Annotated in this window: 20 protein-coding genes; 9 read left to right on the forward strand and 11 right to left on the reverse strand. The window is 65.3% G+C overall.

The window, feature by feature from the left end; all coding sequences use genetic code 11:
• Nucleotides 1–92 precede the first annotated feature (92 nt).
• Nucleotides 93–1,481, forward strand: a complete 1,389-nt coding sequence (locus TV39_RS10055) for a sigma 54-interacting transcriptional regulator (RefSeq protein ID WP_043481187.1) — start codon at nt 93–95, stop codon at nt 1,479–1,481.
• Nucleotides 1,482–1,508: 27 nt separating this feature from the next.
• Nucleotides 1,509–3,509, forward strand: coding sequence for a vWA domain-containing protein (locus TV39_RS10060; protein ID WP_043481188.1), 2,001 nt, complete (start codon nt 1,509–1,511; stop codon nt 3,507–3,509).
• A gap of 47 nt (nt 3,510–3,556) precedes the next feature.
• Here the strand turns inward: TV39_RS10060 and TV39_RS10065 are convergent, their stop codons facing one another.
• From TV39_RS10065 to TV39_RS10075, 3 genes are read right to left on the reverse strand one after another with little or no spacing between them, the layout of a single operon-like run.
• Nucleotides 3,557–3,835 carry a YciI family protein gene (locus tag TV39_RS10065; RefSeq protein WP_043481190.1) on the reverse strand — a complete coding sequence of 93 codons (279 nt, stop codon included), beginning with the start codon at nt 3,833–3,835 and terminating at the stop codon, nt 3,557–3,559.
• A gap of 42 nt (nt 3,836–3,877) precedes the next feature.
• Nucleotides 3,878–4,669, reverse strand: a complete 792-nt coding sequence (locus tag TV39_RS10070; RefSeq protein WP_043481192.1) for an NAD(P)-dependent oxidoreductase — start codon at nt 4,667–4,669, stop codon at nt 3,878–3,880.
• A gap of 33 nt (nt 4,670–4,702) precedes the next feature.
• The gene (locus tag TV39_RS10075; RefSeq protein ID WP_043481194.1) at nt 4,703–5,113 is read right to left on the reverse strand and encodes a carboxymuconolactone decarboxylase family protein; all 411 of its coding nucleotides are present in this window, start codon (nt 5,111–5,113) and stop codon (nt 4,703–4,705) included.
• Between the two features lie 109 nt (nt 5,114–5,222).
• Here TV39_RS10075 and TV39_RS10080 point away from each other — a divergent pair, with 109 nt between their 5' ends.
• A complete protein-coding gene (locus TV39_RS10080; RefSeq protein WP_043481196.1) occupies nt 5,223–5,855 on the forward strand; it encodes a TetR/AcrR family transcriptional regulator in 633 nt (210 codons plus the stop codon).
• Nucleotides 5,856–5,934: 79 nt separating this feature from the next.
• Here the strand turns inward: TV39_RS10080 and TV39_RS10085 are convergent, their stop codons facing one another.
• From TV39_RS10085 to TV39_RS10095, 3 genes are all read right to left on the reverse strand, one after another.
• Complete coding sequence (locus tag TV39_RS10085; protein WP_052500557.1) at nt 5,935–7,296, reverse strand: MFS transporter; 1,362 nt, start codon at nt 7,294–7,296, stop codon at nt 5,935–5,937.
• Between the two features lie 177 nt (nt 7,297–7,473).
• Nucleotides 7,474–8,676, reverse strand: coding sequence for an acyl-CoA dehydrogenase family protein (locus TV39_RS10090; RefSeq protein WP_043481198.1), 1,203 nt, complete (start codon nt 8,674–8,676; stop codon nt 7,474–7,476).
• Nucleotides 8,676–9,923 (reverse strand): CaiB/BaiF CoA transferase family protein, encoded by a 1,248-nt coding sequence (locus TV39_RS10095; protein WP_043481201.1) that lies wholly within the window; start codon nt 9,921–9,923, stop codon nt 8,676–8,678. The genes TV39_RS10090 and TV39_RS10095 overlap by 1 nt, the downstream gene beginning before the upstream one ends.
• A gap of 111 nt (nt 9,924–10,034) precedes the next feature.
• Here TV39_RS10095 and TV39_RS10100 point away from each other — a divergent pair, with 111 nt between their 5' ends.
• Nucleotides 10,035–10,928, forward strand: coding sequence for a LysR family transcriptional regulator (locus tag TV39_RS10100; RefSeq protein ID WP_043481208.1), 894 nt, complete (start codon nt 10,035–10,037; stop codon nt 10,926–10,928).
• Between the two features lie 24 nt (nt 10,929–10,952).
• Here the strand turns inward: TV39_RS10100 and TV39_RS10105 are convergent, their stop codons facing one another.
• The 3 genes from TV39_RS10105 to TV39_RS10115 all read right to left on the reverse strand — a co-directional run bounded on the left by TV39_RS10105 (nt 10,953) and on the right by TV39_RS10115 (nt 14,795).
• Complete coding sequence (locus TV39_RS10105) at nt 10,953–11,786, reverse strand: hypothetical protein (protein ID WP_043481210.1); 834 nt, start codon at nt 11,784–11,786, stop codon at nt 10,953–10,955.
• Nucleotides 11,787–11,866: 80 nt separating this feature from the next.
• Nucleotides 11,867–13,711: a sigma-54-dependent Fis family transcriptional regulator gene (locus TV39_RS10110; RefSeq protein ID WP_043481213.1), complete on the reverse strand. Its 1,845-nt coding sequence runs from the start codon at nt 13,709–13,711 to the stop codon at nt 11,867–11,869.
• Between the two features lie 7 nt (nt 13,712–13,718).
• The gene (locus TV39_RS10115) at nt 13,719–14,795 is read right to left on the reverse strand and encodes an alcohol dehydrogenase (protein WP_043481215.1); all 1,077 of its coding nucleotides are present in this window, start codon (nt 14,793–14,795) and stop codon (nt 13,719–13,721) included.
• A 257-nt stretch (nt 14,796–15,052) separates the two neighbouring features.
• On the opposite strand from TV39_RS10115, the gene TV39_RS10120 reads away from it, so the two are divergent.
• From TV39_RS10120 to TV39_RS10135, 4 genes are all read left to right on the forward strand, one after another.
• Entirely contained in the window at nt 15,053–15,808 is a 756-nt protein-coding gene (locus TV39_RS10120; RefSeq protein WP_043481450.1) for a glucose 1-dehydrogenase, read from the forward strand.
• Between the two features lie 163 nt (nt 15,809–15,971).
• Nucleotides 15,972–16,898, forward strand: coding sequence for an alpha/beta hydrolase (locus tag TV39_RS10125; RefSeq protein ID WP_043481217.1), 927 nt, complete (start codon nt 15,972–15,974; stop codon nt 16,896–16,898).
• Between the two features lie 47 nt (nt 16,899–16,945).
• Nucleotides 16,946–18,580, forward strand: coding sequence for a flavin-containing monooxygenase (locus TV39_RS10130; RefSeq protein ID WP_043481220.1), 1,635 nt, complete (start codon nt 16,946–16,948; stop codon nt 18,578–18,580).
• Between the two features lie 172 nt (nt 18,581–18,752).
• Nucleotides 18,753–20,288, forward strand: a complete 1,536-nt coding sequence (locus TV39_RS10135) for an HNH endonuclease signature motif containing protein (protein ID WP_082049662.1) — start codon at nt 18,753–18,755, stop codon at nt 20,286–20,288.
• Between the two features lie 125 nt (nt 20,289–20,413).
• Here the strand turns inward: TV39_RS10135 and TV39_RS10140 are convergent, their stop codons facing one another.
• The gene (locus tag TV39_RS10140; RefSeq protein WP_043481221.1) at nt 20,414–21,307 is read right to left on the reverse strand and encodes a 3-hydroxyacyl-CoA dehydrogenase family protein; all 894 of its coding nucleotides are present in this window, start codon (nt 21,305–21,307) and stop codon (nt 20,414–20,416) included.
• The gene (locus TV39_RS10145; RefSeq protein ID WP_235347340.1) at nt 21,304–22,065 is read right to left on the reverse strand and encodes an enoyl-CoA hydratase/isomerase family protein; all 762 of its coding nucleotides are present in this window, start codon (nt 22,063–22,065) and stop codon (nt 21,304–21,306) included. The genes TV39_RS10140 and TV39_RS10145 overlap by 4 nt, the downstream gene beginning before the upstream one ends.
• 227 nt (nt 22,066–22,292) lie before the next feature.
• Between TV39_RS10145 and TV39_RS10150 the strand changes: the two genes are divergently transcribed.
• Nucleotides 22,293–23,669 carry an NAD-dependent succinate-semialdehyde dehydrogenase gene (locus TV39_RS10150; protein WP_043481225.1) on the forward strand — a complete coding sequence of 459 codons (1,377 nt, stop codon included), beginning with the start codon at nt 22,293–22,295 and terminating at the stop codon, nt 23,667–23,669.
• Nucleotides 23,670–23,686 lie beyond the last annotated feature (17 nt).

Here is a 23,686-nt window from a genome sequence, read left to right on the forward strand (position 1 = left end):
CAGACGGACGGTTCTCTTACCGGGGGCACGTGCGCGGGAATCTTTGGGCAATTCCCTCGATTCGCCGCACGTTCGAGGACTACGGTAGAGGAGTGAGTGATCGTCCCGATATTTTCACCGTTGGTGAATTGCGTGCAGCAGGCCATGTCCTGAAGGATCTGCGCCACGAGATCCGCGGCAACCTGCTCGCCGCGCTCGCCGCCGGCCGTGATCCTTGGCCCGGGCTGTACGGTTTCAGCCGAACCGTTCTGCCCCAGCTCGAGCGTGCCCTGATCGCCGGCCACGATGTGGTCCTGCTGGGCGAACGGGGCCAGGGAAAGACACGGCTCCTCCGCACCCTGGTGGGACTGCTCGACGAGTGGTCCCCGGTGATCGAGGGATCGGAACTGAACGAACACCCTTTCGAACCGATCACGGAACACTCCCGCGCCCGTGTCCTCACCGAAGGGGACCGGCTGCGCGTGTCATGGCGGCACCGCTCGGAACGCTACGTCGAGAAGCTCGCCACCCCGGACACGTCCGTCGCAGACCTCATCGGCGACGTCGACCCGATGCGGGTGGCTGAAGGCCGCCGGCTGGGCGACCCGGAAACCATCCACTACGGCCTGGTCCCGCGTTCCAACCGCGGGATCATCGCGATTAACGAACTGCCCGACCTCGCCGAGCGGATCCAGGTTGCGATGCTCAACGTGATGGAAGAGCGCGACATCCAGATCCGCGGCTACGTGCTTCGGCTGCCGCTCGACGTGCTCGTCGTCGCGTCCGCCAATCCGGAGGACTACACCAACCGCGGCCGGATCATCACGCCCCTGAAGGACCGCTTCGGTGCCGAGATCCGGACCCACTACCCGATAGAGCTGGAGGACGAGGTGTCCGTCATCCGGCAGGAGGGGCGGCTGGTGGCAGACGTCCCGCCCGTGATCCTTGAGATCCTGGCACGCTATACCCGCGCGCTGCGCCAGTCTCCGGCCATCAACCAGACGTCCGGCGTTTCGGCGCGTTTCGCCATTGCGGGCGCAGAAACCGTCGCCGCCGCGGCGCTGCGGCGGGCCAGCGTCCGCGGGGAGGACGAGGCAGTTGCCCGGATCATCGATTTGGAGACTGCAGTGGAGGTCCTGACGGGAAAAATTGAGTTCGAATCAGGGGAGGAAGGGCGTGAACAAGCCGTGCTCGACCACCTCCTCCGCACGGCCACTGCCGAAGCCGTTCGGGCGCATTACCAAGGTATCGACCTGGGCCCGCTCGTTGCGGCGCTGGACGGCCACCGGACCGTAACCACCGGAGATCATGTCACGGCGCGGGAGTTCCTCGAGAACCTCCCTCCACTGGACGGGGCACCCCTCTACGACGAGATCAGCGGGCGCCTGAACGCCAAAAACGACGGCCAGCGCGCCGCCGCAATCGAACTCGCACTGGAGGGCCTTTTCCTCGCGCGGCGGATCTCGAAGGAGTCCGACGACGAAGAGACGATCTACGGCTAGGAACCAGGGCTAGGGATAGGCGGCATCATGGGTGTGCACAACTCCAGGTACGGCCGGTACAGGGGAGGACCTGATCCGCTCGCCCCGCCGGTGGACCTGGCGGAGGCGCTCGACGCGATCGCCGAGGACGTCATGGCGGGCTACTCACCCCGGCGGGCGCTGCAGGAATACCTGCGGCGCGGCGGCCGCAACCGTGAAGGTCTTGACGACCTCGCCGGCCGCGTTCAACAGCGCCGGAATGAGCTCTTGAGCCGCCACCGGTTGGACGGCACCCTCAGCGAGGTCCAAAAACTGCTGGATACTGCGGTGCTGGAGGAACGCAAACAGCTCGCCCGCGATGCCATGATGGACAACACCGACCGCGCCTTCAGGGAGATGCAGCTGCAGAACCTGCCCCGTTCAACGGCGGCAGCGGTCAACGAACTCGCCTCCTATGACTGGCAGTCGAGTACCGCCCGCGAGGCCTACGACCGGATCAAGGATCTTCTGGGCCGGGAGGTGCTGGAGCAGCGGTTCGCAGGAATGAAGCAAGCACTCGAGAACGCTACTGATGAGGACCGCGCTGCCGTGAGCGGGATGCTGCGCGACCTCAACGAGCTGCTCGGCAAGCACCGCCGCGGCGAAGACACCGACGCTGATTTTCAGGAGTTCATGTCACGTCACGGCCACCACTTTCCGGAGAATCCTCAGTCGGTCGAGGAGCTGGTGGACGCTCTCGCCCGGCGCGCGGCCGCGGCCCAGCGGCTCCTGCAATCCATGTCGCCGGAGCAGCGTGATGAGCTGATGCGGCTGTCGGCGCAGGCGTTCGGGTCACCCGAACTCATGGCGCAGCTCGATCAGCTCGATGCCAGCCTGCGGGCGCTGCGCCCGGGGGAGGACTGGACAGGCTCCGAACGCTTCGAGGGGGAGGAAGGACTCGGGCTGGGCGACGGCACCGGCGTGCTCCAGGACATCGCTGAACTCGACGACCTCGCCGAACAGCTCTCGCAGTCCTATAACGGGTCACGACTCGACGACCTGGACCTGGATGCCCTCGCCCGCCAACTCGGGCAGAATGCCGCCGTGACGGCCCGCACCCTCGCGGAAATCGAGCGGGCGATGCAGGACGGCGGCTACCTGCGACGCGGCGCCGACGGCGACCTCCGGTTGTCACCGCAGGCCATGCGACGGCTCGGCAAGTCACTGTTGCGGGACACCGCCAGGCAGCTGTCGGGCCGGCAGGGGCGCCGGGATACGCGCGTCGCCGGGGCAGCCGGTGAGCAGACCGGCTCCAGCCGGGAATGGGAGTTCGGGGATGCCGGTGCCTGGGACGTCACGCGAACCATGACGAACGCGATCCGCCGTACGATGGCCGACGGCGGTGACCCGAGCCGTGGAGTGCGCCTCGGGGTGGGCGACATCGAGGTGACGGAGACGGAGGCGCGCACCCAGGCCGCCGTCGCGCTGCTTGTCGACGTATCGTTTTCGATGGCCGCGGAGGGGCGGTGGGTGCCGATGAAACGCACCGCACTCGCCTTGCACCATCTCGTCTCAACGCGGTTCCGCGGGGACCGGCTGCAGCTGATCGCGTTCGGCCGGTACGCCCGGTCCATGGACATCGGCGAGCTGACGGCCCTTCCGGCCCTGCGGGAGCAGGGCACCAATCTGCATCACGGTTTGCTGCTGGCCGGCCGGTTCTTCCGCCAGCATCCGTCGATGCAGCCCGTCCTCCTGGTGGTCACCGACGGTGAACCCACCGCGCACCTGCTGCCGGGGGGAGACTCATGGTTCGACTACCCGCCGGACCCGGAGACCATCCGTGTCACGATCGCAGAGCTCGACCGTCTCGGCCGTGCAGGCACGCAGGCCACGTTTTTCCGGCTGGGTGATGACCCGGGGCTCGAGCGGTTCGTCCAGCGCATGGTCCGCCGCATCGACGGCCGGGTGGTTGCGCCCGGGACCGGGGACCTGGGGGCGGCCGTCGTGGGAGAGTACCTCCGTGCCCACTTCCGCGGCCGCCCCTACGACGACGCCGACTGGGCCTCTTAGGACAGATTCCCCGCCTGCCGGAGTGGCTGGGAAGCGTCGCATGACCATTATTCGAAGCGCACGGCGTTCCATTCGAGGATGCGTGGCTCCGCGAGGCCCTCGGTGACGAACGGATCTTGGGCGATGAACCGCTCGGCATCCTCGCGTGAGCGGAAGATGCCCATTGACCCGGCGGCCGGATCCGTCGTTTGGAACGGGCCCAGCGCGATGAGTCCACCGCCGGCGGCGCGGAAGGCTTCGTAGTAGGCCTTATGGCGGGGGTAGGTCTCCATCAGACGCGGGCGGTCGGTACCTGCGCGCAGGCTGTACATGACGACGAATTCCATGTGAGCGATCCTACTCCGGGGCCCCTGGCCGGGCTTCCGGCCCTACCGGATCGGGGCGTCGGAGTCCAGGAGGGTGCGTGCCTGGAGGATGGCCTGTTCCACATCGTCGTTGAGGTCGCCTGTGGGCAGGGACCCGAGTTCGCCGCGGAGCAGGCCCACGTCTTTGAGCAGCAGGTCATATTGGACGTCGATGAGGTTGTCGCTCATCCAGCTCTGTCCGGTGGAGACGCCGATGACTTCGAAAAGGTCCTTTGCCGGTACTCCGTGTTCGGCAGCAAGGTTGAGCACCCGTGCGGTCGCGGCCAGGTTGTAGGTGGCCAGGGTGTTGTTGAGGAGTTTCACCAGGGCCGGCTGGCCGTAGCTCTCCATCCGGAAGACGCGGCCGGAGATGTCGGCCAGCAGCCTGTCCTCTCCCGCGGTGGGGACGGGCCCGGCAAAGAATATAGTCATCGTGCCCTGGCGGGCGCCCTGGGGGCCGCCGGAGACGGGGGCCTCGAACGTACGCCAGTTTTCCGGTGCAGAGGAGAAGATTCTGCGGGCGTCTGCGGGCGCAAGCGTGGTGTGGACGAAGACCGTCAGCGGCTGCGATGTGTGGTCCTTGAGCGCCTCGAACACGGAGGAGACCTGGTCCGCGAGCCGCACGGCGATATGGACGCTGTCCACGGAGGACCAGTCAACGGCGTTCATCTCGTTGCCGGCCGGTGAGTTGGTTTCCGCTGACCACTCGCGGATGCGGTCGGTGTTGAAGTCGTAGCCGTAAACCTCTTGTCCCAGTTCGGCGAGATGCGCGCCGATGTTTCCGCCGATGGGCCCGAGTCCAATGACCAAATGCATGGGTGCTCCTTAGTTGTGATGAGGGGTGAGGGGTTAGTCGGCGGATTCCGGGCTGAGGCCCCGCTCCGCCATGACCTCTTTGAGCAGGGTCAGGGCATTGAGCACGCGCGGGAAGCCAATGTAGGGGATGCATTGGATCAGCGTGCCGACGATCTTTTCCTTGGTCAGGCCCACGTTGAACCCGACATTCATGTGCAGCTTTAACTGGGGTTCCGTGCCCAAAGCCACCAGCGTGGAGATGGTTACCATCGTCTGTTCCTGCTGGGTCAGGCTGGTTCGGGAATAGATGTCTCCGAAGGCGAAGGAAACGATGTAGTCGGAGAGTTCAGCGTCAAGGCTTTTGTAGGACTCCACGAGCTTGGCGTGGTCGAAAGTGTTGGAGTGCTCGGTGGAGACGAGTTCCATCATGCGGTCGAGGCCGCGCTGGTAACGATCGGTGCTCATATCGGGATTCCTTGATCTGTGAAGGTAGCCTCGCGGAATTAGTTGCGAAACGCTACGTAGCGTTACAATAGTAGCACCGTAAGATGAGCTGCGGAAAGGTGGTTGAGGAATGAATTCTCCGAAGCAGTCCGGCGGTTCTCCGGCTGGCGCCGACGCGGGGCAACAGGCGGCCTCCGGACATTCGGGACGGCGCGCCCGGTCCGAACAGAAGATCCTTCATGCCACGCGGCAACTGCTGGGCGAGGAGGGTTTCGGCAGCCTGACGGTGGAAGGTGTCGCGGCACGGGCGGGAGTGGCGAAGACAACGATCTACCGCCGTTACCGGTCCAGGAACGACCTTGCCCTGGCGGTCCTGCTGGACATGGTGGGTGACGTGAGCACCCGGCCGTACGTTGGTGACACGGCCGGCGAACTGGCAAAGCTGGTGGACCGGACCGTAGAGCTCATGTGCACTTCAGTGATGGGCCGGATCATGAAAGGCCTGGTCTCGGAGGTCGCCGCCGATCCGGAGCTTGCCCAGGTGTACCGTGAGCGGGTGGTCAGCCACCGGCTGGCCGATGTGAGCGCCCTGGTGGAGTACGGAATCGCCAAGGGGGAACTGAGGGCCGGCCTGGACGCGGAAGTAGTCACCGACCTACTCCTCGGCCCCATTTACTACCGCTTCTTCCTGAGCGGCGCCCCCATGGATAAAGGTTTCGGCAAACGCCTCGTCACCACCCTGCTTCCTGCGTTCACGGCCTGACCGTGTGCAACCGCCCGCACCCCTCTCGCGAGGAATGCGGGCGGTTGCATCAGGTCTCCGGCTTGGTGCGGGGAAGGGATTACCCCGCGTTCGCGGCAGCGAGTCTCTCAGACTCCATCTCAGCCTTCATGACGGCAACCCTCGGACCACCCAGCAATTCGGTGGGAGTCTTCGACGTTTCGGGCATGGCGATCACCGCGATTGCCGCAATTCCTGCGGCGATGGCGCCGAAGATAGCTACCGGGAGCCAGCCCGACGGGCCGGGGACGAGGAGCATCGCTGCGACCATCGGAGCGAAGCCGGCGAGCAGGTTGCCGAGCTGGTTGCTGACGGCCATGCCCGTGAACCGGACCGGTGCCGGGAACTGTTCGGCGAAGAACGAGGTCCACACGCCGTTGTAGCAGCTGAAGAACAGGCTCATATTGACGAAGGCGAAGGCCGCGATCATCAGGACGTCCGTCGTCGAGATCGCCCAGAGATACCCGAAGAGCGTGAGCGAACACCCCACTGCTGAGATCAGCATGGTCCGCTTCCGGCCGATGATATCGGAGAGGTAGCCGGCGGCGGGAATGGTCACAATCGACAATGCAATTGCTCCGGAGATGATCGCGAGCATGACGCTCCGGTCAACCCCGACCGAGGTTGCATAGGAAAGGCTGAACACGGCGAACAGAGTCTGCATCGCTGCCAGCAGTGATGATCCGGCCACGCGGATCACATCGCGCCAGTGGTACTTGAACACGTCGCCCAGCGGCAGCTTGCGGACTGCGCTTACTTCCTTCGCCTCTGCGAACACCGGGGTTTCCTCCAGGTGGCTGCGCACGTAGTAGGTAATGACGACGACGACGGCACTCAGCCAGAAGGGAATCCTCCAGCCCCAGCTGTACAGCATCTCGGCAGGCAGAAGTGCCACCGGCAGGAAGACAATTGTCGCCAGCGAGCAGCCGACCGCGTAGCCCACCATCACGAAGCTGGTGAAAAATCCGCGGCGCCCCACCGGGGAATGTTCAACGGTCAGTGTTGAGGCTCCGGCCGATTCGGCACCTGCGGAGAAGCCCTGGACAACGCGCAGGACCACGAGCAGTGCCGGGGCCAGCAGGCCCACCTGGTCGAACGTGGGCAGGCAGCCGATGGCGAACGACGCGATGCCCATCAAGATGACCGTGGCAAGCATGACGCGCTTGCGGCCGAGCCGGTCGCCGAAGTGTCCCATCACCACGGCGCCGACAGGACGGGCGACGTAACCCACTGCGAAGGTGGCGAATGATGCGATCAGGGCAACGGTGGGGTCGCCGGACGGGAAGAAGAGGACGTTGAAGACGAGGGCGGCCGCGGCGCCGTAGACGAAGAAGTCGTAGTACTCGAGTGCGCTGCCCAGTAGTGCGGCGATCGCTGCCCGGCGGGGCGTCATTGCCGGCCGCGATGAGGTGGTGCTTGCCATGTGTTTCTCCTTCGAAACATGCAGGGGAGGTAGTTCTTTCCTGTTGACTTCCACACTAGGAGAGTGATGCAGGCCACAAGTGTTCCGATATGAAACACCGAAGGCTGAGGCAAGTTGGAACCAGAAAAGCACGGCCTTCCCGCTGGATGGCCGTGCTTTTTGTGGACCCGGAAGAGGCTAGGCGAAGGCGGAAAGGCCCGTGATTTCCCGTCCGAGGATCAGCGACTGGATGGAGTCGGTGCCTTCATAGGTGTGGACCACTTCCATGTCCGTCAGGTGTCGCGCCACGTGGTTTTCGAGCAGGATGCCGTTCCCGCCGAACATATCCCGGGCGTCGCGGCATAGCGTCCGCGCCTTTTCCCCGGTGAACATCTTGGCCAGGGAGGCCTGCTCGTTGCTGAGCTGGCCCTTGTCCTGCAGCGCAGCAGTGCGGAAGCAGATCAGCTGCATGGCTGTCAGGTCCGCGAGCATGTTGGCCAGTTTGTTCTGCACCAGCTGGTAGCTGGCAATCGGCTTGCCGAACTGGACGCGTTCCCGGGCGTATTTGACCGCCATCTCGTAGGCGGCGGTGGCATGGCCCAGCGATTCCCAGGCCACGGTGCTGCGGGTGGTGTTGAGCACCGTTCCCACGTCGCGGAAGGACGTCGACTTGGCCAGCAGGTTCCCCGCCGGGATCCGCAGGCCGTCGATCTCGATCTGCGCCTGCTGGATGGCACGCTTGGCCATCTTTCCCGTGATCGCCTCGGCGTGGTAGCCGGCCGGGTACGTGCCGTCGTCGTTCTTTTCCAGGACGAATGCCTTGACCTTCTGGTCCGCGGTGTCACGGGCCCAGATGATGACGAGGTCCGCGACGTGGCCCAGCCCGATCCAGCGCTTGGAACCGTTGATGACGTAGTGGTCGCCGTCCAGCCGCGCGGAGGTTTCCAGGGCAACCGAGTCGGAGCCGTGCTCCGGTTCCGTCAGCGCGAACGCGCCCAGCTTTTCCAGTCTGGCCATCGCCGGCAGCCAGCGCTGCTTCTGCTCGTCGCTGCCCAGCAGGTTGATGCTCCCCATCGCCAGGCCGGAATGGACTGCGTTGAAGGTGTTGATGCTGCCGTCGCCGCGGGAGAGTTCCATGGCGACAAGACCGGTCTGCAGGCGGGTCAGGCCCGGGCAGCCGTAGCCCTGGATTGCTGTGCCGATGATTCCCAGGTCGGCGAATTTCGGGACCAGCTGGTACGGGAAGTCCGCCTTCTCCCAGTATTCGTTGATGATGGGAGTGACGTCCTGTTCAACGAAGGAACGAACCCGGGCGATCAGCGCACGGTCCGTGTCGTTGAGGTAGTCATCCAGGACATAGAAGTCGGAATTGACGGACAGGTCCGTTGCGGTGGTGGTCATCAGTGCTCCTCGGGGGATTGTGTGGAGGTGCCGGCAAGGGCACCGGCCAGAAGGTGTTCGTCGTCGCCGAGCCAGGCGCGCACCAGCCCGGCTCCGCTGTCCAGGTCGGGCGGGGTGAGGTCGTAGGTCACCGGGGTCTTCGACAGCCGGATGGGGTTGCGCACCCCGGGCTGTGCGCTCTCGCCGTGCCCCACTGTCACCACGGGCTCCAGGCCGATCCGCTCGGCGAATTCGATTCCGGCCCGCAGATCCTGGATCGGTGCGCACGGGAGTTTGGCTTCGGTGAGGATGTTGAACCACTCGGAGGCGGTCCGCGTTGAGAGGGACTCCACCAGCAGTGGACGCAGTTCGGTGCGGTTGGCGCTGCGGAGCGGCGCCTTCTCGAAGCGAGGGTCCGTGGCCAGCTCGGGCCGGCCGATTGCGTCGCAGAACGTGCGGTACTGGGCGTCGTTGCCGATCGCGATGACAAGCTTCCCGTCGCCGGTGTCGAGAGGCTCGTAGGGGTAGATGCTGGGGTGTTCGTTGCCCATCCTCTTCGGAACCACGCCGCCCAATACAACGGCCGCCGTCTGGTTCACCATGCCGGAGAGGGCGGAGGACATGAGGTTCATTTCCACCAGCTGGCCTTCGCCGATGCGGTCCCGGTGCCGCAGGGCGGCGAGGATGCCGATGCAGGCATGAAGGCCGGTAATCACATCGAACACCGCGACGCCGGCGCGGAAGGGCTCGGTGTCCGGCCCTCCGGTGAGGTCCATCATTCCGGAGAGGGCCTGGATCAGCAGGTCGTAGCCGGGGAGCTGGGCGCCGCCGGCGGTGCCGAAGCCCGTGATCGAGGCGTACACAACGTCTTTGTTGGTGGCCGCGACGGTGTCGTAGTCCAGCCCGTAGCGCACCAGGTCACCCGGTTTGAAGTTTTCAACCACGACGTCGGCCCGTTCCGCGATGCGCTGTGCCGTCCTGCGATCGTCCGGGTCGCGAAGATCGAGCTTGATCGAAGTCTTGTTGCGGTTGATCGAGAGGAAATACGTCGAGTCGTTTCCGCGGACTGGCGGGCGCCATGCCCGCGTCTCGTCTCCTGCCGGGCTCTCGATCTTGATCACGGTTGCGCCAAGGTCGGCCAGCAGCATGGTGCAGTACGGGCCGGCCAGCACCCGGCCGAAATCTGCGATCAGGATGCCGCTTAGCGGGCCGCCTGAACTGCGGCCGAATAGCGACGTCTCAGGGGCGGGGGAGTGTTGGCTGTCCATTGAAGGGCTCCTCGCATAGTGTTCTCTTCGTCAACCATGACGGACGGCATTGCTATCCGTCCAATACTTATTGATGGGCCTTTTGTTGCATCAGGTGCAATAATCGGTTGAATGGAGATCCAACAGATCCGCGCCTTCCTGGCCGTGGCGGAAGAGCTGCACTTCGGCCGGGCCGCAGAGAAGCTGCACATGGCGCAGCCCCCGGTCAGCCGCAGCATCCAGCAGCTGGAACGTGAGCTGGGAACGCGCCTCTTCGACCGGAGTACCCGCAGCGTCAAGCTGACCGGGGCCGGTGAGGCATTCATCGGACCGGCGACGGAAATCATCGATGCCACCCGCCGGGCGAGCATCGCAGTCCGTGCCGCGGACAAGGGCGAGGTGGGCCGGGTCCGGGTGGCCTACGCCGGTGCCTCGACCCATACCTTGGTCGGCAGGCTCGCCCGGGAGGTCCGGCGCGACCACCCGGGCATCCAGATCGAGCTCTTCAGCCAGAATTTTGCGCAGCCTGCCATGGACCGGGTGGTCAGCGGCGACATGGATATCGCCCTCGGGCGCTGGGACTACATTGCTGCCGGGATCGATACGCGGCTGCTTGCGGCGGAGGAGCTCGTGGTGGCCGTGCCGGCCAGCCATCGCCTGGCCGATGCCGGCGAGGCCCGGATGGCCGATTTCCGGGGTGACTCCTTCGTGTCGCTGCCCGCGCACGCGGGTGCGGTCTTGAATGACCGGCTCCGCCGCCTGACGCACGCCGCCGGGTTCGAGCTGGACATCGTGCAGATCGTTCCGGATTCCTGGACCGCCCTCTCGCTGGTCGGGGCGGAGGTGGGCTGCACCCTGACGCTGTCCTCCGTGGCCGATGCCGTCACGGACCCCCATGTGCGTTTCGTGAAACTGGTGGACAAGACCATTCCGGTGGAGCTGCGCATGGCCTGGCGCCGGGATCACTCCAGCCCGGCGTTGCGGGCCGTCCTGGAGCTGGCTGAGCGGATCCTGCCGCAAGCCTGATCGCGGGGCCCGGCCACGGCCCCGTCATGCCTGGGCGACCGGCAGCACCAGCAGGTAGCCGGTCGGCAGATCGCTGCTCCAGCGTCGCGGCTCGCGGACCACGAACTGCGTCGCCAGCTGCTCGGGGGTGAGCAGGCTGTTGGGCGCGGGTGACGGACCCCACTGCTCGCCCCCGTACGGGTAGAGCGGATCCTGGACGCGGATGCCGGTGACCGAGAACTCCGGGAACTGGTGGGGATCGCCGAGTGACTCAAAGCCGCTCATCACCGATACGTGGCGACCGCGCCACAGGACCAGCCCGACCGGCCGGTCCGTATCGGCGATGGCGCGCGCAGCGGTCTGCAGCGCGTCCTCGTAGTCGGCGATGCTGACGACGGCGTACGGCCCCATCCCGACCTCGGTCAGCACTGTCGCCCAACCCAGGGGGTTGGCACCGTTGAACGAGTTGGACGACCGTGCCCGGGCCATCTCCCACAGCTCGCCCTGCTGTACGCGATCGGCCCACGTGCCGGCCCCCGTGTCGTCGATGAGGTTGTGCATGATCTGGATGCTCGCCGCAACACACCAGTCAAAGGTGTACTGCGGCACGAAGTCCCCCTCCTGGTAGAGGTTGAGGGCGAATGGCTGGGGCACCGGGGGCGGCGTGGGAACCAGCGTCGGGGTGGGAATCAGAGTCGGCGCCGGCGTTGGGCTCCGGCGGGGGTCGAAGGCCGTATCGCCCGCGGCGGGAAGGGCCGGGGAGGTCGTGATCGCTCGATCCGTGGCGGTCCCGTCGAGGCGTGTCGCGGGCGCGCAGGCCGTGAGGAGGGTGGCAAGGACTACGATCCAGGCCACAAGACGGGGCTGGGCGCCTGTCATGATCGATCCAGTTTAGCGCGACCTTGACCGGGACGGCTGCCTATTTCCTTCAGCAGCGGCGGGCCCGAAGCGGAACCGGGTCAGGGTGCCATGGACTCGGGTGTTTCGATCCCCAGCGCACGTAGCTTCCGGTAAAGGGTGGTTCGGCCCATGCCCAGGGAATCGGCGGCCACGGAACGGTTCCCGCCGCTCTGCTCGAGCGCGGCCACGATGGCGTCCCGCTCCAGTGATTCTAGTTTGGACAGTTGCCGCCGGCCGGTGTTCCGGAGATGTTCCGGAAGGTCATTGCCCTGCAAAACGCGGCCGGGATGTGCCCGACCCAGCGCTTCAAGGGTGGCCCGCAGTTCAGCGACGTTGCCCGGCCAGCGCCAGCGCATCAGCCCCTGCAGGGCCACTGCCGAGAGCGTGGATCTCTCCGCAGGTGCCGCCGCGTCCAGGAAATGCGCCGCCAGTACGGGGATGCGCTCCTTCGTCTCGGACAACGTCGGGACATTCACGCGCGCAGCGATCTGGGACACCACTTCGGAGACAAAGTCCGGGCACGCGTCCGGGTTCATGGTCAGAACCAGCCGGGCCTGGGAGGGGGCCACAGTGTCGCGCTCCACCGGCGTACCAGTGCTCCGGGCCGCGGGCTGCTGGCGGACTGCCGCATGCAGCGCCTTGAGCCTGTTCAGCTCACTTCGGGGGAGATCCTCAACATGGCGCAGGACAACGCTTCGACCTTCCGTGATGGCCTTGCGGGAGGCGGAAAACCACGTGGCATCCTTCTCTTCGGGAAGAAGGCAGGCATCGAGGATCAACGGATTCGGACCTGAGTCCTGGCCGTTGAGCCAGGCAAGTGTGTGGTGGAGCTTGCCCGAGCCGCCCTGACCGCACACAACGATCGCCCCGGGGCCCCGGCCGGCCTTGTCGAAGGCGTTGCGCATGACGTGCGGAAACGCTGCCCCAACACCCGACGAGTCGGCGCCGGGCGCATCGGCGTCGGCCTTCCGCTGAGTAGTGGGGGCATCCGGAACCCGGGAAAGTTCCAGGGCGAAAGCCGAACTCCCGCCGGAATCGTCAAGGCGCTGAACTGTGGCATCCACGTTCAGCGACGGAATTTCAATGGTTTGTTTGGCTTCGGTCCACTCAAGCCCCCGCAGTTGTTCCCACAAAGTGGTGTGCAGCTCGCTGCTCATGACAGCCAGGCCGGAGACGTTGGTCATCACAGCCTGGGCGTCGAGCATGATGACGGGAGCCTTCGAGGAGCTCAAACGCAGTTGCGACATCCCCAGGGCGAGTCCCGTTGCGCTGCCGAGATCGAGCAGGCGCCGTTCAATCTGCCGGCTCGCTTCCCGGGCCATGGCCAGCATGAGCGGGTTGTCCAGTCCGTTGTCGCAGGCGAACGAAATGGACCCGATCACCCGTCGGGTGACGGGGTGCAAAATCGGCGCCCCGGCGCACGTCAGGGATGCCAGTGCATCGTTGAAGTGCTCGGCTCCGCGGACAAATACGGCTTGACGCCCTTCGATGGGGGTGCCGAGACCGTTTGTCCCGACAGCGCGCTCCGAGAAACTAAACCCTTCCGCTGCGTTGGACTCGTCGAACCGGTTGCCGTGCGTCCTGTCCCCAAGCCTGCGGGCGATGATCTGCCCGGACTGGTCACTCAGGAAGAGGGAGATGCCCATGCCGTTGAGGCTTTCCAGCCAATGGTCCATCACGCTCTTGGCTGCCCGGATAAGGATTCCGTCAGGGTCGAAATCATTGACGAACAGGAACGCCTCGGGCCGTGCCGAAGCCTCCACGCCGATGGAGCGGCGCCAACTATGCTCGATGTCCTGGGAGACGATTTCCGACAGCTGTGTCCCGTCCCGGAGCCCGCGGCGGATCAGGTGCTCCCGGGCAGCGCGAAGGGCGTCGTCGGGAACGTTCCGGGGAGTTTGCATGGCAGGGTTAGCCCTCGGCTCCGACTGCCGCGCGGAGGACGACGCGTCCGGGCACGCCGCCATGCGTCAGCTTGTCCAGGCTCTCTCCGACGGATTCGGCGGAGAGGCCTGCGTCGATGATCGGGATGTGGGGGATGGCGTTCTGCTTGGCCAGGGTGACGAGCTGGTTCAGCTCGTCCGGAGTCCCCACGAAGCTGCCCTGGATGGTGAGCATCTTGAGGGCCATCAGCGCGGTGGGTACCGTCAGTTCTCCGCCGAAGAGCCCCACCTGGATCAGGCGTCCGCCCTTGCGCAGGGAGTCAAAGGCCACGGGTGCCGTCTGGCTGTTGTTCACGAAATCGATGACGGCCGCTACCGGGCCGCCGATGGCCGCCACGATCTTTGCGCTGAGGCCCTGGTCCGCGGACTGCACGGTGGTGGTTGCCCCGACCTCCCGTGCCAGCTCCAGGTTCCGCTCGGAGATGTCGACGGCACAGATGGCCTGGTGCCCCAGCGCGCTCAGGGTAGCGATGGCAGTGAGTCCCACTCCGCCGGCGCCGATCACTACAACAGGGTCGTCAGGTCCCAGCGGAAGGACCTTGTTGACGGCGCTGAAGGCCGTCAGCCCCGAGCAGGCCAGGGTGGCAGCCCAGCTCAGGTCCAGGCCCTCGATGTCCACCAGGTACTTCTCGTCGCGGACCAGGATCTGCTCGGCGTAACCTCCATGCTCTGTGACGCCGAGGTTGCGTCCGTTCGCGCAGACATTGTCGCGGCCGGCCAGGCAATCCCGGCAGGTGCCGCAGCCGATCCAGGGGTAGACCAGCCTGACGTCTCCGGGCTTGGTCCCGTGGACGTTGTCGCCCACCTTCTCGACGACACCCACGACTTCGTGCCCCATGACCAGCGGGTAGGTGACGCCACGGTCCACCAGCTTCAGGGCTCCCCGGCTGCCCAGGTCGTAGGAACCCTCACGAAGGTGGGTGTCCGTGTGGCACACGCCGGAACGGATGACCCTGAGGAGGACCTGGGTTCCTGTGGGTACCGGGTCCGGTAGTTCGATGTCCTGGATCAGGGGGCTGTCCTGGAAAACGGCAAAAGCGTGCATGGTGACCTCGCATCGTTGCGCAGACTGTATTGATTCAAGAATGGCACCGGAGCTGATAAGTATCCAATACTAAATCACGGCACCTTTGATGCGTGCAGGGCAACAATCAAACGGTCGGGCGGATAGCTGCGGCTGCAGGGGTGTTCCACATCGGAACACAATTCTGAGATCTGCGTCACGCAGGATTGCGCTAGCCCTCGAGGGTTCGTCGCGCCGGAATAGCCGTGCCGACACGTTGCATTCAAAGGAGAATGACCATGGCAGGACGCATGTCAGGAAAAGTTGCAATCGTCACCGGGGCAGCCCAGGGCATGGGCAGGTCCCACGCCCTGCTCCTCGCCGCCGAGGGGGCCAAGGTCGTCCTCACTGACGTCCGGGAAGCCGCAGGCAAGGCGGTTGCCGAAGAGATCAGCGACGCCGGCGGTTCCGCGCTCTTCATCACGCATGATGTCACCCGCTCTGCCGACTGGCAGCGCGTACTGGAGGAAACCGTCAAGGAATTCGGCAGGCTGGACGTCCTAGTCAACAATGCCGGCATCCTGATCCTCAAAACCCTCGACGAGACGGACGAAGAGGAATGGGACCGGACCCTGGACATCAACGCCAAGGGAACCTTCCTGGGCTGCAAGTTGGCGGCGCCGGCGCTCCAGGCAGCAGGCGGCGGATCCATTGTGAACATTTCCTCGATCTACGGTCTCATCGGGGCACCCAGTGCGGCCGCCTACCAGGCGTCCAAGGGTGCCGTGCGCCTGCTGACCAAAGCAGCTGCGGTGGATCTTGCCAAGTACGGCATCCGGGTCAACTCGGTACACCCCGGCGTCATTGACACCCAGATGACGGAAGAACTCATGGCCACCCCTGAAAGCACGAAGGCCGTGCTCGGAACAACCATCCTGGGGCGCCCGGGGCGGCCGGAGGAGGTCTCCCAGGCCGTGCTCTTCCTTGCCTCGGACGAGTCGTCCTTCGTGACCGGCTCCGAACTCGTCGTCGACGGCGGCTACACCACGCAGTAGGCCCCGCGCCGCCAGTGATCCGTGCCGGCCCGGTGTTTCAAAGTGGAACACTGGGCCGGCACAAATGTGACGCAGGCTATATATAGCGGCAACGCAGCCAACCATCCGAACCATTCGCACCCCGGGCAACGCTCGGGACGCTCTCCATACGAAGGAGTATGAGATGACAATCTCGACCGAAGCACCAGTGACCGAAACTTCCCAGGCGACCGACGCTCTCCGTGATCTCTACGCCGACTGGTCGGACATCATCGCCACCACCCCCAACCTGACGATGCGCCTGTTCCGAAGCATCTTCGACGAATGGCACCAGCCCACCCGCGAACCCGAAGCGGTCACGTACAAGGAAGACGTCGTGGGCGGCGTCCCCGGCATCTGGGCCTTCCCGGAAGGCGCCGACCGCACGAAGGTGCTGCTGTACACCCATGGCGGCGGCTTCGCTGTCGGCTCGGCGTCCAGCCACCGCAAGCTTGCCGGCCACGTTGCCAAGGCGCTCGGCGTCGTCACCTTCGTCCTGGACTACCGCCGTGCACCCGAGCACCCGCACCCCGCCCAGGTTGAAGACGGCGTAGCCACCTTCAAGGCCCTGGTTGACAGCGGCATCCACCCGCACGACATCACCACCATTGGCGACTCCGCCGGCGGCAATCTGGCGATCGCCATTGCCTTGGCTCTGAAAGAGCAGGGAGAGCCGCAGCCCGGCCAGGTCATCGCGTTCTCTCCGTGGCTGGACATGGAGAACAAGGGTGAAACCCTGATCACCAACGACGCCACGGACGCACTGATCAGCGTGCCGCTGCTCGAGGGCATGATCGCCGGCGTGCTCGGCGACTCTGTCGATCCGAAGAACCCGCTGGCCAACCCGCTCTACGCCGACTTCACCGGGTTCCCCCGCCTGTACATCACGGCAGGTTCGGTCGAATCCCTCGTGGACAACGCCACCCGCTTGAACGCACTTGCCGAGGCGGCCGGCGTTGACGTGACCCTCTCCATCGCCGAAGGCCAGCAGCACGTCTACCCGTTCCTGGCCGGCAACTCCGAAGTTGCCGACGCTGAACTCGCCCGCATCGCCGGCTGGTACAAGTACTAAGCCCCGGCCACCCACACCAGACCTGAAAGACAAAGGAGTATTTCACCATGGCTGAAGAACAAGGGCCCACGGCCCGCACAACTGAACTCGACGCCGTCGTCGTTGGTGCCGGCTTCGGCGGCATCTACATGCTGCACAAGCTGCGCAACGAGCTGGGGCTCAACGTCCGCGCCTTCGACCGCGCCGGCGGCGTGGGCGGCACCTGGTACTGGAACCGCTACCCGGGCGCCCTCTCCGACACCGAGAGCTTTGTCTACCGCTACTCATTCGACGACGAACTGTTGAACGAATGGAACTGGACCCACAAGTACGTGACCCAGCCGGAAATCCTCAGCTACCTCGAACATGTCGTGGACCGGTATGACCTGCGCAAGGACATCCAGCTCAACACCGGAATCACGTCCGCCCACTACGACGAGTCCACCGATCGCTGGATCGTCGGCACGGACACCGGGGAAACCATCACGGCGAAGTACATCGTCAACGGCCTGGGCCTGCTTTCGGCCACCAACATCCCCAACATCCCGGGCATCGACTCGTTCGAAGGCAAGATCTACCACTCCGGCGCCTGGCCCGAAGGTGTGGACCTTACGGGCAAGCGCGTCGGCGTCATCGGCACCGGCTCCACGGGCCTGCAGATCATCACCGCCATCGCACCGAAGGTGGACCACCTCACCGTCTTCCAGCGTTCCCCGCAGTACAGCGTGCCGGTGGGCAATACCACTGTCACCCCCGAGTACGTAGCCTCAGTCAAGAAGGACTACAGCAAGATCTGGGAGCAGGTCCGGGGATCCGGCGTCGCGTTCGGATTCGAGGAAAGCACCGTTCCGGCCATGAGCGTCTCCGAGGAGGAACGCCGGGCCGTGTTCCAGAAGGCCTGGGAAACCGGCGGCGGATTCCGATTCATGTTCAACACCTTCGGCGACATCGCCACGGACCGGGACGCCAACGAAGCAGCGGCATCGTTCGTCCGCAGCAAGATCGCCGAGATCGTCAAGGACCCGGAGACCGCCCGCAAGCTCACTCCGACCGACCTCTATGCCAAGCGGCCCCTGTGCGACAGCGGCTATTACGCCACGTTCAACCGCGACAACGTGGAGCTGGTGTCCGTCAAGGAGACGCCGATCGTGGAGGTGACGCCCACAGGCGTCAGGACGTCGGACGGTGTGGAGCACCAGATCGATGTCCTGATCTTCGCCACCGGCTTCGACGCCGTGGACGGCAACTACACCCGGATCGACCTCCGCGGCCGCGACGGCCTGACCATCAAGGAGCACTGGCAGGACGGGCCCACGAGCTACCTCGGTGTCACCACCGCCGGATTCCCGAACATGTTCATGATCCTCGGCCCTAACGGCCCCTTCACCAACCTGCCGCCGAGCATCGAGGCCCAGGTTGAATGGATCTCGCAGCTGATCAGCGACGCCGAAGCCGGCCAGGTGGCCTCGGTGGAGCCGACGGCGGAGGCCGAGGAAGCATGGACCCGGACCTGCCAGGAGATCGCCGACATGACGCTCTTCCCGAAGGCCGACTCCTGGATCTTCGGCGCGAACATCCCGGGCAAGAAGAAGACCGTCATGTTTTACCTCGCCGGCCTGGGCAACTACCGGAACAAGCTCGCCGAAGTCCGCGAAGCGGGCTATGAGGGCTTCGACCTGAAGGTGCTCGCTCCAGTGGAGTAACGAAGTCCAAAGCTAGCGACGGCGGCTGCCGCACCTTGGGGGTGCGGCAGCCGCCGTTCGGTGTAAAGGGGGATCCGCGAACCGGGACCCCCCGAGGCGCTGGCATTCCAGCATTCGCCGGCCAGTGGCCAGTTTCATCATTGTTGTCAGTGGCTCCTGAGATGCTGTGGGTATGGACAGCAGCACAGCCTGGAGTGCGGAGAGCAGGGAGGCCATGGCGGCCGTCTCTGCCTCCACTGCTGCGCTGGAGTCCCTCATCGAAACCGGCGCAGACCTGCTGCCGGCCACCGATCCGATGCGGAATCTGGCGGATGCATGCCTGGACGGTCTCGCCGAAATAGCTCGACAGGAAGCCCGGACCGCCGCGCTGAAGGTGAGGCTGACCGCGGAATATCTGCAGGCAACCCGGGCCTTGGCCCCACCGGCGTCGTCCCCACGCGAACGCGCCGTCCAGGAGATGGCCCTGGTGGCCGAGGTCGCCTGCGTCCTGACCGTCAGCGAACGTTCCGCCGGAGCCCTCCTGCACGAATGCCAGACGCTGACCACGGTGCTGCCGCTGACGCTGACGGCGCTTCAAGCCGGGACGATCTCCTGGCAGCACGCCCGGATCATCGTCGACGAAACCACCACCCTGGATCCCGACGGCGCGGCCGCACTGGAAGCACACTTCCTGGACACCGGTGCGCCAAACCCCGCCCGCGGTTGCCCGGCCGGGGACCTCGTGCCGTCCCGGTTCCGGGCCAAAGCACGCTCCTGGCGTGAACGCCACCACCCGGTCAACATCGAAAAACGCTTCGCCAAAAGCGCCGCCGACCGGCGGGTCGAGTACGTCCCGGACCGGGACGGCATGGCCTGGCTCTCCGCCTACCTCCCGGCCCACACTGCTGCCGGCATCTGGGAACGGACCACCGCCGCCGCCCGCTCCATGCAAGGCCCGGACGAGGCCAGGACCCTCACCCAGCTCCGCGCCGACGTCGCCGCCACCTGGCTCCTCACCAACTTCACCGGGTTGGCCGGGGACGTCCCGTCCCCGAGGGCGCAAGTCCTCATCACTGTTCCGGTCTTGTCACTACTGGGCGCTACGGACGAACCCTCCATGCTGGACGGGCACGGCCCGATCCCGCCGTCCATGGCCCGCCGGCTGATCGCCGACGGCGCCGATTCCTTCTACCGCGTCCTGACGGACCCCCGAGACGGGGCACCCCTGGAAATCGGACGGACCAGCTACCGGCTCACGAAGGCCCAACGTCAGTGGCTCCGGCTCCGCGACGGCAAATGCCCCTTCCCCGGCTGTAACAACCACTCCCTGGACAATGAAGCAGACCACCTGCTCGCCTGGGCAGACGGGGGCACCACCGGCATCTCAAACCTGGGCCAGCCATGCCGCAAGCACCACCGCCTTAAACACAATTCGACATGGAAGCCAACCGGTGCCAGCATGAACAACCCGCCGGGGTGGACTTCACCGTCAGGCCGGCACTACCCCAGTGAACACCAGGACTGGGAACCACCCCGCTGGCCGGACCACATCCTGGCCGCCGAAGAGACCGGCCGGGATCCCGACCTCAAACTGCCCGAGGACCCCTTCCCGGAATGGCACCAATTCACGGCCGCACACGAATTCCCGGCCGCAGACACGGACGGTCCGGGCTGGCCGGCGTTCGTCGATGATCCCGCACCCGAAGGCCTGCGGATCTTGAGCGTGTGAGCGACGTGCCTGAGGCGTGCGCGCGACAAGGGCGCGGAATGTCCCGTTAAACTCAATGGCGGCCAGAAACGCAATGGCAGCCAGCGAAGATCGCTGGCTGCCATCCATTCCCTGAGCGGGGCGGTTCAGGAGTAGTCGTAGAACCCCTTGCCGGACTTGCGCCCGAGTTCGCCGCGCGCCACCATCTCGCGGAGGATCCGGGGCGGCGCGAACCGTTCGCCGAGCGTTTCGTGGAGGTATTCGGCGATTCCAAGGCGGACGTCCAGGCCCACGATGTCAGTGGTGCGCAGCGGTCCGGAGGCGTGCCGGTAGCCCAGTTCCATGGCGGCATCGATGTCCTGCGCGCTGGCCACGCCTTCTTCCAGCATCCGCATGGCCTCCAGCGCAATGGCAACGCCCAGGCGCGAGCTCGCAAAGCCGGGGGCGTCATGGACCACGATCGGCGTCTTGCCCAGCCCGCGCACCCAGCCGGTGGCGGCGTCAGCGAGCTCAGCGGCGGACTGGGGTCCCAGGACAACTTCAACAAGCGTCGACGCCGGGACCGGGTTGAAGAAGTGCAGCCCGCAGAGCCGCTCCGGCCGGGTGAGGGTGGCGGCCAGCTTGGTAATGGACAGCGACGAGGTGTTCGTGGCAATCCACGCTTCCGGGCCTAGGTTCCGCTCAACATTGAGCAGCGCCTCCTGCTTGAGTATGAAGTCTTCCGGAACCGCTTCGACGACGAGGCCGGCACCGCCGAAATCAGCGGCGTCCGTTGAGACCGCAAAGCGGCCAAGGAGCGAGTCCAGGTCTTCGGTAACAGCCGCCTTCTCGATGGCCGTAGCAAGCGTGCCGGTGACACGGTCGCGGGCCGCTGAGGCTGCCGCCGCGTCCCGTTCGACGACGGTCACCTCCGCCCCGGAGACCAGGAACGCGTGGGCGATGCCCGCGCCCATCCGGCCTCCGCCAAGAACGCCTACCCTCTTGGGAACGCCCGGGCTTTCTGCGTCAGGGGTTTCTGTGATGGACGTGGAGATAGTCATTTGGTGGCTCCTTTGTGTTTTTTTCGATCGAGGAATGCCTGCATCCGGTCGAACTTTGCCTCTGATTCAAAGAGGATGCCCTGGGCGAGTTCGTCAATGGCAGGGTGGGCGGATCGTGGTGCATGCAGGACGCTTTTGGTAAGGCGGACAGCCAGCGGATCCTGCGTTGCGATCCGGGCCGCGAGTGCGAAGGCTGCGGCGATCAGTTGGTCTGGTTCGTGCAGTTCGGTGACCAGCCGGACAGCCAGCGCCTCCGCCGCGTCAAGCACTTTTCCGGTCAGCAGTATCTCCTTGGCCAGGGGTTCGCCCACGAGTTCCACGAGGCGCCAGCCGGCTCCGGCTGCGGCCAGGATGCCGAGCCCCGTTTCGGGATTGCCGATCTTTGCCCGTGGCGTGGCCATCCGGAAGTCCGCCGCGTAGGCCAGTTCGGCGCCGCCGCCGAGTGCAAAGCCGTCAATGGCTGCGATGACGGGCATCGGCAGTTTGGCGATGCGTTGGAAGAGGCCGGAATTGATACCGGCCAAGGCGTCGTCGCGGCGGCGGTCGCGGAGCTGGGCGATGTCCGCCCCGGACGCAAAAATGCCCCCGGAGGGAAGCTGCGCCCCGGAGAGGATGAGGATTCTGGGCTTCCGCTCCAGATCCCCGCACACGGTGTGCAACTCGTCCACCATGAGCTGGTCTATGGCGTTGCGGACTTCTGGCCTGTTGAGTTCGACGTGGACGGTCGCGCCCGTGTCGTGGATTTTGATCGTCTTCACCAGCCCACTTTTGCACCGGCTATTACTCGCCGTCCAATACCTAATGGGTGATCGATTATTGCCGGATGTTCATAGATGCTCATGAGGCCTGAGCCCCGGCCGGCGGCCGCCGCGATTGATTCTGAATTCTCATTGATCATGCGGGTAATAAGTATTGGACTGCATAGCCGGAAGCTGGGATCGTAAAAGCTAAGACAAAGACGTACCTGCAGAAAGAGTTCCGGATCATGAGCAACTATGCGACCATCAACCCGGCGACCGGAGAACGCGTTGCCGAGTTCCCCACCCTCACTGACGGCGAAGTGCAGGATGTACTCAAGCGCTCCTTCACGGAATACCGGAACTGGCGCTCCACGCCGCTGGCCGAACGTGCTGCGGTACTCGCCCGAGTCGCCGAACTGACCCGCGAACGCTCCGAGGAACTCGCTGCCCTGCTGACGCTGGAGATGGGCAAGCCGATCGCCGAAGCCCGCGGTGAAGTGGCACTTGTGGCCTCGATCTACGCCTACTATGCGGATAACGCCGAGCGTTTCCTCCGCGACGAGCCGCTGGAAATCAGCGGACGTGGCTCTGCCGTGGTCCGTACCGAACCCATCGGACCCCTGGTCGGCATCATGCCCTGGAATTTCCCCTACTACCAGGTGGCCCGCTTCGCCGCACCCAACATCGTGCTGGGCAACACCGTGATCCTCAAGCACTCACGCAACTGCCCGCAGTCCGCGCTGGCCATCGAGGCTGTGTTCCGCGACGCCGGGCTGCCGGCGGATGTCTACATCAACGCCTTTGCCACCAGCGGCCAGATTGCCACCATGATCGCCGACCCGCGGGTTCAGGGCGTTTCGCTGACCGGCTCCGAGAAGGCCGGGTCCGCCGTCGGGGAAATTGCCGGACGCCACATGAAGAAGTACGTGCTGGAGCTCGGCGGCTCGGACCCGTTCATCGTGCTGCCGGATGCTGACCTGGGCAAGGCTGTGGCCGGTGCCGTGGCCGGCCGGATGTACAACGGCGGCCAGGCCTGCACTGCTTCCAAGCGTTTCATCATCGTCGGCGACATCTACGACGAATTCCTTCGCCGCTACACGGAAGCCATGTCCAAGCTCACGCCCGGCGACCCCACGGATACGCAGACCACCTTCGGGCCGCTGTCGTCCAGGGCCTCCGTGGAAGAAGTTGCCGAGCTGGTCCAGGATGCTGTGTCCAAGGGTGCGACCGCCGTCAGCGGCGGGGGCGCCCCGGACGGATCCGGCGCGTACTACCCCGCAACGGTCTTGACCGGCGTCACCCCGGACATGCGGGCGTACTCGGAAGAGATCTTTGGGCCCGCAGCTGTTGTCTACCGTGTGGAGTCTCCCGAGGCCGCCGTTGACCTGGCCAACGACTCGCCCTTCGGGCTCTCGAGCTCGATCTACAGCGCGGACGTTGAGGCCGCCCGGGAGATTGCCGACCAGCTGGAAACCGGAATGGTCTGGATCAACAGCATCAGCCGCAGTGCCCCTGACCTTCCGTTCGGCGGAGTGAAGCGGTCCGGCGTCGGACGTGAGCTGGCGCAATACGGAATCAACGAATTCGCCAACAAGAAGCTCATCCGGATTCCGTCCGCCTAGACCCCGCCCAAACCCCC

The organism is Arthrobacter sp. SPG23 (genome assembly GCF_000876655.1).
Classification (GTDB): domain Bacteria; phylum Actinomycetota; class Actinomycetes; order Actinomycetales; family Micrococcaceae; genus Arthrobacter.

Coding starts and splice junctions, on each gene's coding strand:
- TV39_RS10060 (WP_043481188.1), top strand. CDS start 1,509: ATGGGTGTGCACAACTCCAGGTACGGCCGGTACAGGGGAGGACCTGAT.
- TV39_RS10065 (WP_043481190.1), bottom strand. CDS start 3,835: ATGGAATTCGTCGTCATGTACAGCCTGCGCGCAGGTACCGACCGCCCG.
- TV39_RS10070 (WP_043481192.1), bottom strand. CDS start 4,669: ATGCATTTGGTCATTGGACTCGGGCCCATCGGCGGAAACATCGGCGCG.
- TV39_RS10075 (WP_043481194.1), bottom strand. CDS start 5,113: ATGAGCACCGATCGTTACCAGCGCGGCCTCGACCGCATGATGGAACTC.
- TV39_RS10080 (WP_043481196.1), top strand. CDS start 5,223: ATGAATTCTCCGAAGCAGTCCGGCGGTTCTCCGGCTGGCGCCGACGCG.
- TV39_RS10085 (WP_052500557.1), bottom strand. CDS start 7,296: ATGGCAAGCACCACCTCATCGCGGCCGGCAATGACGCCCCGCCGGGCA.
- TV39_RS10090 (WP_043481198.1), bottom strand. CDS start 8,676: ATGACCACCACCGCAACGGACCTGTCCGTCAATTCCGACTTCTATGTC.
- TV39_RS10095 (WP_043481201.1), bottom strand. CDS start 9,923: ATGGACAGCCAACACTCCCCCGCCCCTGAGACGTCGCTATTCGGCCGC.
- TV39_RS10100 (WP_043481208.1), top strand. CDS start 10,035: ATGGAGATCCAACAGATCCGCGCCTTCCTGGCCGTGGCGGAAGAGCTG.
- TV39_RS10105 (WP_043481210.1), bottom strand. CDS start 11,786: ATGACAGGCGCCCAGCCCCGTCTTGTGGCCTGGATCGTAGTCCTTGCC.
- TV39_RS10110 (WP_043481213.1), bottom strand. CDS start 13,711: ATGCAAACTCCCCGGAACGTTCCCGACGACGCCCTTCGCGCTGCCCGG.
- TV39_RS10115 (WP_043481215.1), bottom strand. CDS start 14,795: ATGCACGCTTTTGCCGTTTTCCAGGACAGCCCCCTGATCCAGGACATC.
- TV39_RS10120 (WP_043481450.1), top strand. CDS start 15,053: ATGGCAGGACGCATGTCAGGAAAAGTTGCAATCGTCACCGGGGCAGCC.
- TV39_RS10125 (WP_043481217.1), top strand. CDS start 15,972: ATGACAATCTCGACCGAAGCACCAGTGACCGAAACTTCCCAGGCGACC.
- TV39_RS10130 (WP_043481220.1), top strand. CDS start 16,946: ATGGCTGAAGAACAAGGGCCCACGGCCCGCACAACTGAACTCGACGCC.
- TV39_RS10135 (WP_082049662.1), top strand. CDS start 18,753: ATGGACAGCAGCACAGCCTGGAGTGCGGAGAGCAGGGAGGCCATGGCG.
- TV39_RS10140 (WP_043481221.1), bottom strand. CDS start 21,307: ATGACTATCTCCACGTCCATCACAGAAACCCCTGACGCAGAAAGCCCG.
- TV39_RS10150 (WP_043481225.1), top strand. CDS start 22,293: ATGAGCAACTATGCGACCATCAACCCGGCGACCGGAGAACGCGTTGCC.